A 13,702-nucleotide genomic window follows, 5' to 3' on the forward strand; every position below is an offset into this window, starting at 1 on the left:
ATCATCTTTTGGCTGGGCAATACTTTGCCCATCACCATCTGAAGTAATAAATGATCCATATCTTTGTGATATGGATTTTCCTTTTCAGATACGCAAAATCATTCATGTGGATATGGATGCGTTCTATGCATCCGTAGAACAGCATGATGACCCATCGCTGAAAGGGAAAGCCATTGCCGTTGGCGGACAGCACCGCGGTGTAGTGGCTGCAGCCAGTTATGAGGCCAGGAAATACGGCGTCCGCTCTGCCATGCCCAGCAAAACCGCGATGGAAAAATGTCCGCATCTCATCTTTGTCCCTCCCCGCTTTCCGCGTTACAAAGAAATTTCGGCCAAGATCAGGGAGATATTTCACGAATATACGGACCTTGTGGAGCCGCTATCCCTGGACGAAGCGTACCTGGATGTCACTGAAAATAAAAAGGGAATGGAATCGGCCAACGAAATTGCCCGGGATATCCGCCGCAGGATTTTCGAGGAAACCGGCCTTACCGCTTCTGCCGGGGTATCCGTCAATAAATTCCTGGCGAAAGTTGCCTCAGACATCAACAAACCCAACGGGCAGAAAACGATTCACCCGGACCGTATTGAAAGCTTCCTGGAAGAGCTTCCGGTAGAAAAATTCTACGGTGTAGGGAAAGTTACCGCCAATAAAATGTTCACCATGGGCATCTTCAAAGGCAAAGACCTGAAGAAAAAAACACTGGAGGAGCTCACCCGGCTCTTCGGAAAGTCCGGATCGTATTATTACCATGTGGTACGCGGAATCCATAACTCTGAAGTAAAGCCCCACCGCATCCAGAAAAGTGTGGCTGTGGAGCGTACCTTTTCAGAAGACCTGATGGATGACCAGCAGATCAATGAAAAACTGGAAAGCCTGAGCCAGGAACTCCACCAGAGGCTTCAGAAAAACAATATTCTTGGACGCTCCCTCACCCTGAAGATCAAGTACAAGGATTTTTCATTGTTTACCCGCAGCATCACCCAGGAAGAATACTTCAGTTCACCGTCACAATATCTTGAAACCGGAAAAAAACTCTGGGAGCTACGCCCGTTTGACAAACCTGTACGGCTATTAGGCCTTTCAGTTTCTCAGCTGAATACCGAAGAGAAGAAACAGGTTTCGGTTCAACTAAAACTCCCGTTTAAGGAATTCGAAAAGGATTAATGGAATTTTTTCACTATCTTGTAGTAACCAAATTTCAAGAATTTATGAATCAAACGATGATCCAATATTTCCACTGGTATACAGAACAGGGTGGAAAACTGTGGAAACAGGCACAAGAAGAAGCACAACATTTAGCAGAACTGGGAATTACCTCCGTGTGGTTTCCACCGGCATACAAAGGCGCAAGCGGCGGGTACTCTATCGGATACGATACGTATGACCTCTTTGATCTGGGAGAATTTGACCAGAAAGATACCGTGCCTACCAAATACGGAACCAAGGATGAATACCTGGCCGCCATTAAAACACTGAAGGAACACAATATCCAGATCATTGTGGATATCGTGCTCAACCATAAAGGGGGCGGAGACGAACTGGAAACTTTTCCTGTCGTTAAGGTCGATGAGAATGACCGGGATAAAATTATCTCGGATGAATTTGAAATACAATCGTATACAAAATTTACCTTTCCGGGAAGAAATAAAAAATACTCTGATTTTGAATGGAACTTTACCTGTTTTAGCGGTGTAGACTATGCAGAAGGCATGGAGTCGCATATTTATAAGATCAAATCCGAATACGGGGACACCTGGGAAGAAATGATCGGAGATGAAAAAGGAAATTACGACTACCTCATGTTCAATGATATTGAGCACAGGAATCCCCACGTACGCGAAGAGCTTAATTATTGGGCAAAATGGTATTTTGAGCAGACTGATTTTGACGGGGTCCGTCTGGATGCCGTAAAACATATCTCCTATGATTTTTATAAGGAATGGCTGACTTTACTGCGGTCCAATTCCGGCAAAAATATTTTTGCAGTAGGTGAATACTGGGCTCCCGGGCGCCTGCCGCTGCTCCGCAAATACATTGAGGCCACCGAAGGATGCATGAGCCTCTTCGACAGCTCGCTGCACCATAATCTACATAATGCCTCCGTTGAAGGCAATACCTATGACCTCAGGCGGATTTTTGATGAAACGCTGACCAAAGAAGATCCCCTGCACTCCGTTACCCTGGTAGACAACCATGATACGCAGCCGTTACAGGACCTGGAAGCTCCGGTGGAAGAATGGTTCAAGCCTCTGGCCTACGCACTGATCTTGCTGAGGCAGGACGGATACCCATGCGTTTTCTATCCTGATCTTTATGGTGCCCATTATGTAGATAAAGACAAAGAAGGCAACGACCAGGAAATATTCCTGAATAAAGTGGATGGTATTGAGGAAATGCTTAAAGTACGGAAAGACAATGCCTATGGTGAACAAAGGGATTATTTTGAAGATGCCAACTGCTTAGGCTGGGTACGAGAAGGCGATGATGAACATTCTGGCTGTGCCGTAGTGCTGAGCAATAAAGACGCCTATGAAAAACCTATGGAAATGGGTGAACGGTATATCGGGCAGACTTTTTATGATGTCTTGGGAAGGACGGAAGATAAAGTAACGATTGATGAAAACGGCTGGGGAACATTTCCTGTTCCGGCAGGAAACGTCAGCGTCTGGATTGCTGAATAAATAAAATTACATATTCATTCATACGGTTACTCCGCAGAAGTCTGATGTTGCTGTGCTTTAACAGGTTCAACTATAAAAGATTTCTACGGAGTGATTTTTTTATTCTTACCTGTAATTTCCGGATAACCTCAGGCTCCGGGCGGAACTTTGTGTAGTTCCAGGATTTCAGGCCGCTCAGAGTCATTGCTGATACGTCCGGTGCGGGCAAATTCAGCCCACAAGGCCCGGAGTTTCCTTCCATTCTCCCGGATGTGTTCCCAGGGAATATCTTTCAGTAATTCAGAATGCTTCCAAGCCTCCCGGTTTTCAAAAATCAGCGGCAGGTCAACACAGTGCGATGCTCCGACTGGATTATTTTTAATTTTTGAATGAATCCTGAACGTATATATATTTCCTCCGCCCTGTGCATAATTTTCTGCGAATATACGGGCAGGCTTTTCATAAATGGATACTGTAGTGCTCCGGACAATCCTGTCGAGGATGCGCTCCGGAAGATAAGTATAGATTCCTTTTTCAGCGGTTTTAACATAGAATGATGTTTCATCATGATTGGAACCGATCAGTACATCATATTGACGGGCATTTTTTCTCCACATGGCAAGGCTGTCTTTTTCTGCGCATAGAGGAGCATAGCCGTATTGCAGGCAGAACGGCATGGCGGATTTAAGTCCGTACCGTAATGTAGAAGGCAGGAATTTCGTGTATTGCTCCGTCATTTTCAGTACTTCTTTTTCGTCCTTAAGAAATGCGGTATTTCTGAAAAATTCAGCAGACATCTTTTGCCTTTTGTGCCTGAACCCTAAAGGGGCACTGTGAATAATCACCCTCCTGAAAAGATTTTCAGTACCTTCGGAAATCATCAGGTGCGCGACCGCATCACCGCCTGAAGACTGTCCGAAAAGACTGATGTTTCCCGGATCACCACCAAAAAAAGATATATACTTCCTGATCCATTTCAGAGCTTCAATCATATCAAACAGGCCTAAGTTCGCCGGACGGCTTTCATCACCGCCAAGAAACCCGAACAGGCCCAAACGGTAAGAAACGGAGACGACGATGACGTCCTGCTCTTTCACCCAGGCAGCAGGATCGGAAGTAGGCAGATCTCCGCATCCTATTTCATAGGAACCTCCGTGAATCCATACGATTACCGGTAGACTCTCATTTCCTGAAAAGGCTTCAGGACGGGTAACCGTCAAAAACTGGGGTGATTCATCAACCTCAAACTTTTCCGGATCTGTGCTGCCGATCAGCCTTTCCAGCAGCGGGCTGATGTTTTGGGGACAGACAGGCGTTTTATCCGGAACTGATTCTGTTTCTGTATACTGTAACGGAACAGGCATTTTAAACCGTTCTGAACGGGCATACCGGATGCTTGCCGCTCTGATAATCCCGTTTTCCTTCAGGGCAGGTATCTTTCCGAATGGCGTATCGAATGTATGGAGGCTGACTGTCTGATTCTTCACTGTATTCTGCTCTTCCTATAAAGATAGGATAATTATGGAAATCAGGTTTTATAGATGGTGCAAAACTTTATACTGGCTGGGTGAAATACCGACTTTACTTTTGAACAGCCTTGTAAAATGCTGCGGATACCTGAAACCGAGGCCGTAAGAAATTTCGCTGATCGGCTTTTGCGTATCTGCCATCTGTTCCTGGGCAATACTGATCAGTGTATTATGGATGTATTCCTGGGCTGAAATTCCGAGTTCCTTTTTGATAAGGTCTCCGAAATAGTTGGCAGACAGGTGAAGCTTCCCGGCAAAATAGCTTACCATAGGAAATCCGATGCTTTTGGGTTTATCCGATTTCAGGTAATCCACCAGAAGGGTTTCGAATTTTCCTATAACTCCCTGGTTGACATGGTCGCGGGTGGCAAACTGCCGGTCGTAAAAGCGCATGCAGTAGTTAAGGAAAAGTTCGATATTGCTCACTATTAAAGCCTTGCTGTGCTTGTCAATGGACTGTTCCAGCTCAAGTTTGATATTCCTGAAGCATTCGAGTACCACCTGCCGTTCTTTTTCCGAGAGGTGAAGGGCTTCATGGACATCATAAGAGAAAAAATTATATTCGCCGATGTTTTTCCCAAGATGCGTACCTTTGATCAGGTCAGGATGAAAGATCAGCGCATAACCGGCCGGCTGAATCGGGCTTCCGTCATTAACAAGCCCATAGACCTGCCCGGGCGCTATAAATACCAATGTCCCTTCCTGATAATCATAGCTGTGTTTTCCGTAATGCAGATCCCCACAAACGACATCTTTAAGAAATACCGTGTAAAACCCATAGGTTCTCCTGTACTGGCTTACCGGACCACATTTTGAAAAATCGACGATACTTACCAGCGGATGAAGCGTTTCATGCCGCATCAGTGCATTGTACTCCGAAACACTGCTGATCACCTCAACTTCCTGACTGTTCATATGCTTTGCTTTATTGCTGATCAAAAATACGATTTCATTTGCAGACAGGATACCAACGGTAAAACTGGTACATTATTCTGTAATCTGTATAAGTCATTTTCACTGAAAAGTATTGATTTTTGTAAGTATCTAAAAGTATTAAAATTTTACTTAAAGAAAATCATTTAACAGCAGAAGTTTCTTTTAATGAATCGGTTAGGTATATATTTTGAATACTCATGATCTTAACCTTAAATCATCAGATTTCTCTGAATAGTGTACAACATAACTAAATATAAAAAATTACATGGATACATTTACTGTAAAAGCGTATGGTGCAGAATCCACCACTGCAGACCTGAAGGAAATGAACATTGACAGAAGAACGGTGACGGCCAGCGATATCGAAATTGAAATCCTGTACTGCGGGGTTTGCCATTCGGATCTCCATACTGTGCGGAATGACTGGGGAGGCTCACAATATCCGGTAGTTCCCGGCCATGAAATCGTAGGAAGGGTAACTGCAGTAGGCAGCGAAGTGTCCAAGCTCAAAGTAGGCGATCTTGCAGCAGTAGGATGCATGGTAGATTCATGCAGAACCTGCGACAGCTGTAAGCAGGACCTGGAGCAATATTGCATCAACGGTTTTACCGGAACGTATAACGGAAAGGACAAACATCTTGGCGGACATACATTTGGGGGATATTCTCAAAAAGTGGTGGTAGACGAGCATTTCGTACTGAAAGTTCCTGAAAACCTGGATCTTGCCGCGGTAGCACCACTGCTTTGCGCAGGAATCACCACATGGTCACCGTTAAGGCACTGGAATGCAGGTCCGGATTCGAAGGTTGCTGTAGTAGGATTAGGCGGACTGGGACATATGGCGATCAAATTAGCAAAAGGGCTGGGTGCGGAAGTGACTCTTTTTTCAAGGACACTGGGAAAGTCTGAGGATGCCAAAAGGCTTGGCGCAGACCATATCGTGATTTCCACCCATGAGGAAGACATGAAATCCGTAGCCGGAAAATTTGACCTGATCATTGATACGGTTCCTTATGAACATGATGTCAACCCTTATATGCAGACGCTGACCCTGAACGGTACTTTAGTCCTGGTGGGCTTTGTAGGACAGTTTGAGGAGGTCAAGCCGAGCTCTGTACCCATGATCTTCCAGCGTCGTTCCATTGCAGGATCACTGATCGGCGGCATTGCGGAAACTCAGGAATTGCTTGATTTCTGTGGTGAGCACAATATTGTTTCCGATATTGAAATCATCAAAATGCAGGATATTAATACCGCTTACGAAAGAATGCTGAAAAGCGACGTCAAATACCGTTTTGTCATTGACATGCAGTCCCTTCAGAATTAATACAGAATGCTCTTCACCCGAAGGGCATTTTTTATTTTACTGAAGATTTTTCATGTCCTCATAAGCCCAGTCGACCATCGCATCGATAACGGGAGACAGCTTTTTGCCGGCTTCACTCAGTTCACAGGTTACATGGGGCGGCACCACAGGCCTTGCCGTCCTGATAATCAGCCCATCAGCTTCTAACTGCTTCAGGTGCTGGATCAGCATTTTTTCGGTGACCTTAGGAATGGCTTTTTTAAGTTCACTATACCTCTTCTCCCCTGTGGAAAGCTGGAACAGAATAATCGGCTTCCAGAATCCGGATATCTTTTCCATGACATACATCACCGGGCATTGGTCAAGCATATCTTTCCTGTTTTCCTGAATGGTGGAATTTTCTTTAATGGCTGTCATATCATACATACTTTAGGGTAAGTACTTGTAAAAAAGTAAGTACAAATATACCTTTGTTTTCAGAAACAAAACCTATTTATTATGAAAATTATTGTTACAGGTTCTTTAGGCAATGTAGCCAGGCCGTTAGTACAGCAACTGGTATCGGAAGGTCATGAACTTACCGTGATCAGCAGCCATGCAGACAGAAAACCTGAAATAGAAAACCTGGGAGCCAGGGCCGCCATAGGATCTATCTCAGATGTACCCTTTCTTACAGAAACGTTTAGAGGAGCAGACTCTGCCTTCCTGATGACCCCGCCTATGCTGGGCACGCAAAACATTATTGAAAACACCATTAACACAGGAAAAAGCTACGCGGAAGCGATTTCAGCGGCTCATGTTCCGCGTATCGTCATGCTCAGCAGTGTAGGTGCGGATTCACCGGTAGAGAATGGTCCTATTGCCGGTCTTCACCATATCGAAAATACCTACCGGGAGCTGAATGCATCGGCTGCTTTTCTACGGGCCGGTTACTTTTACATCAATTTGTTCAATGATATTCCCATGATTAAAAATGCCGGAATTATAGGCGGAAATTATCCTGCGGACGTTAAGATTCCGTTGGTACACCCCACTGATATTGCTAAAGCTGCGGCTGAAGAACTGGTGCGGAATTCACCGGATAAAGCGGTTCGGTATATAGTCAGCGATTACCGTGAAGCCGGCGATTTTGCTACGGTACTGGGATCATCAATCGGCACTCCTTCACTGCCCTGGATTGAATTTACGGACAAAGAAGCTTTTGACGGAATGCTCCAGGCAGGACTTCCGGAGGAAATGGCCAAGCTGTATGAAGAAATGGGAAGAGGGATCAGAAACGGTGTGGTACAGAAGGATTTTATTCAATATGGTGCGCCAGTAAGCGGTGGAATCAGGCTGGAAGATTTTGCACGGGAATTTGCAGAAAGGTTTAATAAATAATAAAGGAAGAGTTTCGGCGCGCCTCTGGCGCGCCGAAACTCTATTATCCATCCTGCTTAAATTAGCAATCAATACTATCACTAATTGAAATGACACAAGAATTATTTCAGTGTTTTCCGCAACACCTTAATGTTCCCGTCAACCGGCTGGCTGATGTTCAGGTTTAAAAGTTCCGCTACCAGCGGATAGACATTCACATTGCTGAATTCCTTTACTGTCATTCCCTGTTTAAATTCCGGTCCCCATGCGAAAAATGTCGCTTTCATTTCAGGGGTTGTCTTCGGATCATACCCGTGTTTTCCCACTGTTGTTGTCCTGCCTTTTTCCAGGAAGATCTCAGGAGATTTAGGAAGGAGCAGGATCTGCCCGATCCGGTGATAGCGGTCATCTCTTTCAGCAAAATGGAGGTACCGAGGAAGTTTTTTATCCAGGTAGACTTCGTAATTATCTGTTTTTGCAGCTTTCAGAGCCTTGTAAACGGATTTCACCTCTGCCGGATTTTTGACGTGTACGCTCAGCAGGACTTCTGAGTTATAGTAATCAAACCTTGCCTTATCCATCAGCATCCCCGGGATTTCCAGCGGGTGTTCTGCATTGACTCCAATCATACCGTGGTCTGAGACAAAGACGAAATTGACATTCTTCAATCCGGTCTCCCGTACTTTTTGCACCAGGCTTCCAACTGCCTTATCAACCAGTTGCACCGCATCTTCCGTTTGCTTTGAATCCGGACCGTAATGGTGGCCTGCTGCATCCACCTCAGGAAAATACAGGGAAATAAAATGCGGCCTCCGGTCATCCGGCAGTTTTAGCCAGCTGATCACTTTATCCACTTTTTCCTGTGGACTGAACTTTTCGTGGTAAGGATAATAGTACGTCGGCCTTGTCCCGCCTGCGTCACTTGCAGAACCTACCCACATCATGGAAGCTGACAGCACTCCCTGCTTCTCAGCCAGGCCCCATAAAGGAATCCCGCCGTACCAGCTGCCGTCTTCAGCATTTTTCCTGTTGCTCTTGGCATAAGGCTCTCTTCTGGTATAATCATAGAAATAATTATCGATCAATCCGTGGTGGGCAGGGTAAAGCCCTGTCATCAGGCTCCAGTGATTGGGAAAGGTAATGCTGGGATATCCCGGGATCATTGCCTCTGCCTTAATCCCCTGTGAGGAAAGCTTCAGAAGGTTTTCTGCCTGGTATTTCCGGGCATAATCATACCGGAAACCGTCTGCGGAGATCATGATTACATAAGGCTTTGCCTCTGCCACAGCAGTATTGTGCCTGCCGGCAACTACGATCTGGGCTGTATCCACTTCCCCTTTCTGTGCCCATAGGCTTACAGACAGCATCAGCATAAAAAGCAGCATTCCTTTCTTCATACTATAAATTTATGCAAAGGTAAAGACTGTGCGCTGCAAACCGAAACAGCCGGGATTAAAAAAACATTAAATGCCTGATTATCTTCATATAAAAAAGCTGATTCAGCTATGAATCAGCTTTGATATAAAAGTACGCTGCAAAAAACAGCTTCTCGTACTGTTATTCTTTGATTAATTTCTCATAAGCTTTGGTTCCGTCTTTCAGCTGTAATTCCAGGTAATAAGTCCCTGCACTCAGATCCGCAATAGTAAGCTCGCTGGACTTCAGTTCAACGGATTTCAATTTTCTTCCCGTTGTTTCATAAATATCCACAGATTTTATTTTATCTGCATTTTTAAAGTTCACTGTTTCTCTGGCAGGATTCGGATATAATGCAATCGCTTTGTTTTCCGTTGCGATATCATTGGTTCCAAGAACGGAATTCCTCGTTAAAACAGCATAGCCTCTGGATGAATGGTAATTATTCTGCAGCGTTAGGCTTGGTCCTACGGCATAAAAGATATTGATGGAACTGTTGGAATTGGTAAAAGCCGTATCACCGGAACCCCCGGCCAGGGATCTTGTGGCCACAATAGTTCTCACCCCGCCGGTAGTGGTATTGGATGTGATTGTCCAGTCCTGGGATGGATCTGCATTAGGCGTTGCCCCTATACCTGCGAAGGTGTAATCCAGGTTGGAATTTGTGGTGGAATTTGAGTTATAGATAAATCCGTCAACTCCTGAAACCATTCCTCCACTGTTTCCTGTACCTCCGAAACCAAGTCCCAGATACCCTGTTGCAGTTCCGGTAAGGGTTAAGGTAACGTTGGTGGAAGAAGTAACCATCTTCACGGTCATACCGGAAGACCCGAGCGTTACGGTTCCGGTAGAAAAAGATTGCGCACTTAACGATGTAGCCGCAGCAATCGATAAAGCCAGTAAAAGTTTTTTCATAATTTAATTTTTTAAAAGATTAATAATGTCCTGATTGTTGGTCTGGAGCGCATACTCAAAAGGCGTCATTCCCATTTCATCTTTGATGGTTTTATCCGCCTTATGCTGAAGTAGCAGCTCCACGAGTTCTTTATTGCCGAATTTTACCGCCCAAAATAGCGGCGTGGCCCCTGTGGCATCAGCAATATTAGGGTCTGCATTTTTATTGAGGATATACTGTACCAGTTCTTTGTTGTATTTTACCGACATCCCTGATAGGGCTGTCCCCTCTTTGCTTTTATAATTAACGTCTTTCACGTTGTCAATCAAAAAATTAGCCACATCAACATTGCCCCTGTAACAGGCCAGGATCAAGGGCGAAAAGCCGCTTTCATTAGGCTGGTTAATGATGTCAGGATTTTTTTTCATCAGTGCTTTCACCTCAGCCACGGTACCGCTCCTGGCCACATCATAAACAGACTTTTCCTGGGCAGAAACAAACGTAAGCGTGATCAAAACAAAAAATGCCGCTAGTATCTTTTTCATTGTTTTACCAGGGTATAATTATACTGCACATTTACATTTTCAGCAATCTTCTTGGTGACCATCTTCGGGATGGTTACATTATAATCCGCAGGCCTGGCAACAAATCCGCCCTGGACAAAGATCTTACCGTCTTTGGCGGATACAGTTGCCGTAGAAGTTACCGGGCGTTCAACCCCGTGAAAATTCATTTTACCCTGAATGGTATATTTCTGAGGGGAAGCAGTCAGCCTTGACTTATCAAAATTCATGATCTTTCCGGTAAAGACGGATTTAGGATACTTCCCGGTTTCAGCATAGTTTTCATTGAAATGCTCTTCCATCAGTTTCGTTTTGAAGTGGAAGTTTTTCACCATGGACACGGAAGCGATATCCCCTGTATCCGCATTGAGGATGACCACATTGGTATTATCCTGTGCGAAGATGTCTTCAAACATCGGTACTGAGGCTTCAAAGGTTACCTTTCCTGATTTAGAGCTGTATTTCTGTGCTGATACAACACCCGAGAACAGTACCACACTGCCTATTAAAATTAGCTTTTTCATATTTTATTCTGTTAGTTTTCTAAAAGTCCGTCCGCCTTCCATTTCATGAACATATTGATCTGTGCGGCAGACAGGGAACCTCCCTGAGGCATTTTCAGCGGATCGCCGGTCGGTCGCTGGATGCGGTTCAGGATCACTTCAATATTATTTTTTGCCTGTGCATAGGTAGCCAGCGGAAATGAGCTGGCCGCCGAATGGCAGGATATGCAGTTGCTCTCTATGATCGGCTTGATATCGGCATTATACCGGATTACAGCAGTAATAGGGGTATTGTCCGAAATTTCTTCATAAGTCCTGCTTTCACATGAAGTAAGAAAGGCCAGAACCGGCAGTATATATATAAACTTTTTCATGCTAAAAAACTCTGTAAAGGTTAAACCCGAAAAAAATATGCCCTTTCCCCCAGTTGCCGGTGGCATTGGACAGGTATCCTATATCGGAATTGAGCTGTGAATTGGTCAGCAGCAGCTGGAAAACGTGTCCTCCGGTTTCAATATCCATTCCCAGGGATAAGGGATTCTTGTAAAAACTGTGTGAGTCGAAATTCACGAAGTATTCCGCATTGATAGATACCCTTTTGGAAATTTTATACCGTCCGCCAAGACCTGTAAGGAACTGGTTGTTGTTTTCTATGGACGGATCGTAAAGGTTTTTGTGAACATAGGAAGGGCTGAGCTGCAGAGAGAAGTTATCATTGAACCTTCTTGAAATCAAAGCCTGGGTAAGATAGGAAGAACGGTCGCTGAAACGGAGGTGAGGATACCTGTCCTTATTCATGTCCGTATTGACGGCCCATACGTTATACCCTACAACATCCACAGGAAAATGTTCGTTTTGTCTGGCCACCTGGTATTTTACCGCTCCTTCAAATGTTTTCATATTGGTCTCGCGTGACAGGCTGACAGAAATACGGTCTGTAATCCCATAGATGGCTCCTAATTTCGTAGAAGCATCATCAAGGCCGAAAAAGTTTTTAAACCCGGTACTCAGGTCTCCGAAACGGTGGGCTACTACAATATACCATTCATTTTTAGCCGTAAGTTTTGTAGATTGTCCCGTGACGATCTGCAACCCTTTGAATGCGGGCTGTGATGTATCCTGACGGGTAGCAGCGGTGTCGATATCCTTAAGCAAATCTTCCTGTGAAAAGGCAAATGTTGAAGCGAATACCGACAAAAATAAGAACACTTTTGTCATACAAATCAAATAAATTTTGTAGGACAAACTTAGAAAGATAAAGGTTCAGAATTGTGTGATAAAAGTCACCGGGCAAATAGTTTTTATCAATAAACGCTATATACAGGAGAGTTTCTACTGGATCAGGCTTATTCCGTCATTCACCGGTACCTTGATGCCTGCTTTGGTCTGAAGAATTTCACCTTCATTTTCAATTTTCTTCAGCACCCTGCTCACCACTTCCCTCGAAGTTCCAAGGTTACTGGCAATTTCGCGGTGAGTCAATTTTACGGGGTTATTTCCGGTGAGCGAAATCTGCTGGCGGATATAATTGAGCACTCGTTTATCCAGCCTGTGGAATACGGCATCATTGACCATGTTCATCACGTCGGAAAACCTTTTGTCATATTCATGGTAGAATACACGGTTGATTTCAGGAAAACGGATCAGCCATTCGTGGATAACGGAAACGGGGATGAGCATAATCTCAGAATCTTCTTCGGCTACAGCATATACGCGGCTGACGTAGTCCGTAAAGATGGATGTGAAAGTCATCATACAGCTGTCACTGTTCCTGATATAATAATAGACCAGTTCCCGGCCGTCATTAAGAGTGAAAACCCTCACTGAGCCTTTAATGAGAAAAGGAATGAATTTATTCTTCTGCCCTTCTCTTACTATTTCTGTTTTCGCTTTAACATTAACGATTACAGCATGCTGATCAATCTCCTTTAAGAATTCAGCACCCATAAAGCCGAATTTATTAAGAATAAATTTATTATTCATCATATCCTTTATCAATCTACCGGCAAAGATATGGAATTGTATAATCGATAGGCTATTTTTTTAATCTATTAAAATTATTCATCTTTAAAAAAATAAAGATTAAAGTTTTTCATATTATTTTTTGACATTTGAAACTGCTCAGTATCATAGTCATTCATCCTAAAATAAAATACCCCGGCAAAACCAGGGTATTCCTATGTATGTATGGGAAATCTTAAGCTTGTACGTTGTTACCTCCCAATACGAAAGGCTCAACTTCTTTGATTTCTCCGAATTGCTGCTCGTAGTTAGCGATGTTCTGCTGAAGAGCGCTTAATACTCTTTTAGCGTGAAGCGGAGCAAGGATCACTCTTGATCTTACTTTCGCCTGCTGAACCCCCGGCATTAACTGGATGAAGTCTACAACGAATTCAGACGGAGAGTGGTTTACCAATGCTAAGTTAGCATAGATTCCAGCTGCTACCATTTCGTTCAGTTCAATGTTAATGTTCCCGTCCTGTGGGTTTTGATTTTGATTGTCCATGTCTTTTTTAAATTTTTTTAGATGT

At 44.2% G+C, this 13,702-nt stretch carries 15 protein-coding genes; 4 read left to right on the forward strand and 11 right to left on the reverse strand.

Annotated features, from left to right (window positions below; translation table 11 throughout):
- Window positions 1–70 precede the first annotated feature (70 nt).
- Entirely contained in the window at window positions 71–1,168 is a 1,098-nt protein-coding gene (dinB, locus tag CGB83_RS09720) for a DNA polymerase IV (RefSeq protein WP_100075626.1), read from the forward strand.
- 44 nt (window positions 1,169–1,212) lie between these two features.
- Window positions 1,213–2,685, forward strand: a complete 1,473-nt coding sequence (locus CGB83_RS09725; protein ID WP_100077561.1) for an alpha-amylase — start codon at window positions 1,213–1,215, stop codon at window positions 2,683–2,685.
- Window positions 2,686–2,813: 128 nt separating this feature from the next.
- On the opposite strand, the gene CGB83_RS09730 is transcribed toward CGB83_RS09725, so the two are convergent.
- Both CGB83_RS09730 and CGB83_RS09735 read right to left on the reverse strand, forming a co-directional pair.
- The gene (locus tag CGB83_RS09730) at window positions 2,814–4,151 is read right to left on the reverse strand and encodes a carboxylesterase family protein (protein ID WP_100075627.1); all 1,338 of its coding nucleotides are present in this window, start codon (window positions 4,149–4,151) and stop codon (window positions 2,814–2,816) included.
- Between the two features lie 48 nt (window positions 4,152–4,199).
- Window positions 4,200–5,108 carry a helix-turn-helix domain-containing protein gene (locus CGB83_RS09735; RefSeq protein ID WP_100075628.1) on the reverse strand — a complete coding sequence of 303 codons (909 nt, stop codon included), beginning with the start codon at window positions 5,106–5,108 and terminating at the stop codon, window positions 4,200–4,202.
- Window positions 5,109–5,394: 286 nt separating this feature from the next.
- Between CGB83_RS09735 and CGB83_RS09740 the strand changes: the two genes are divergently transcribed.
- Complete coding sequence (locus CGB83_RS09740) at window positions 5,395–6,456, forward strand: NAD(P)-dependent alcohol dehydrogenase (RefSeq protein WP_100075629.1); 1,062 nt, start codon at window positions 5,395–5,397, stop codon at window positions 6,454–6,456.
- 36 nt (window positions 6,457–6,492) lie between these two features.
- On the opposite strand, the gene CGB83_RS09745 is transcribed toward CGB83_RS09740, so the two are convergent.
- A complete protein-coding gene (locus tag CGB83_RS09745) occupies window positions 6,493–6,852 on the reverse strand; it encodes a winged helix-turn-helix transcriptional regulator (RefSeq protein ID WP_100077562.1) in 360 nt (119 codons plus the stop codon).
- A gap of 81 nt (window positions 6,853–6,933) precedes the next feature.
- Between CGB83_RS09745 and CGB83_RS09750 the strand changes: the two genes are divergently transcribed.
- The gene (locus CGB83_RS09750; RefSeq protein WP_100075630.1) at window positions 6,934–7,815 is read left to right on the forward strand and encodes an NAD(P)H-binding protein; all 882 of its coding nucleotides are present in this window, start codon (window positions 6,934–6,936) and stop codon (window positions 7,813–7,815) included.
- Between the two features lie 101 nt (window positions 7,816–7,916).
- On the opposite strand, the gene CGB83_RS09755 is transcribed toward CGB83_RS09750, so the two are convergent.
- The 8 genes from CGB83_RS09755 to CGB83_RS09790 all read right to left on the reverse strand — a co-directional run bounded on the left by CGB83_RS09755 (window position 7,917) and on the right by CGB83_RS09790 (window position 13,677).
- Window positions 7,917–9,191, reverse strand: a complete 1,275-nt coding sequence (locus CGB83_RS09755) for an alkaline phosphatase family protein (RefSeq protein ID WP_100075631.1) — start codon at window positions 9,189–9,191, stop codon at window positions 7,917–7,919.
- 160 nt (window positions 9,192–9,351) lie between these two features.
- The gene (locus tag CGB83_RS09760) at window positions 9,352–10,125 is read right to left on the reverse strand and encodes a T9SS type A sorting domain-containing protein (protein ID WP_100075632.1); all 774 of its coding nucleotides are present in this window, start codon (window positions 10,123–10,125) and stop codon (window positions 9,352–9,354) included.
- 3 nt (window positions 10,126–10,128) lie between these two features.
- A complete protein-coding gene (locus tag CGB83_RS09765; protein ID WP_100075633.1) occupies window positions 10,129–10,650 on the reverse strand; it encodes an ankyrin repeat domain-containing protein in 522 nt (173 codons plus the stop codon).
- On the reverse strand, window positions 10,647–11,192 hold the full coding sequence (locus tag CGB83_RS09770) for a YceI family protein (protein WP_100075634.1): 546 nt from the start codon (window positions 11,190–11,192) through the stop codon (window positions 10,647–10,649). Before CGB83_RS09770 ends, CGB83_RS09765 begins: the two co-directional genes overlap by 4 nt.
- Window positions 11,193–11,203: 11 nt before the next feature.
- The gene (locus CGB83_RS09775) at window positions 11,204–11,545 is read right to left on the reverse strand and encodes a hypothetical protein (protein WP_100075635.1); all 342 of its coding nucleotides are present in this window, start codon (window positions 11,543–11,545) and stop codon (window positions 11,204–11,206) included.
- A 1-nt stretch (window position 11,546) separates the two neighbouring features.
- Entirely contained in the window at window positions 11,547–12,389 is an 843-nt protein-coding gene (locus tag CGB83_RS09780) for a DUF5777 family beta-barrel protein (RefSeq protein ID WP_100075636.1), read from the reverse strand.
- A gap of 114 nt (window positions 12,390–12,503) precedes the next feature.
- On the reverse strand, window positions 12,504–13,157 hold the full coding sequence (locus CGB83_RS09785) for a Crp/Fnr family transcriptional regulator (protein ID WP_100075637.1): 654 nt from the start codon (window positions 13,155–13,157) through the stop codon (window positions 12,504–12,506).
- A 211-nt stretch (window positions 13,158–13,368) separates the two neighbouring features.
- Window positions 13,369–13,677 (reverse strand): DUF3467 domain-containing protein, encoded by a 309-nt coding sequence (locus CGB83_RS09790; protein ID WP_034685220.1) that lies wholly within the window; start codon window positions 13,675–13,677, stop codon window positions 13,369–13,371.
- Window positions 13,678–13,702: the final 25 nt, after the last annotated feature.

The sequence above is a fragment of the Chryseobacterium camelliae genome (assembly GCF_002770595.1).
Classification (GTDB): Bacteria; Bacteroidota; Bacteroidia; order Flavobacteriales; family Weeksellaceae; genus Chryseobacterium; species Chryseobacterium camelliae.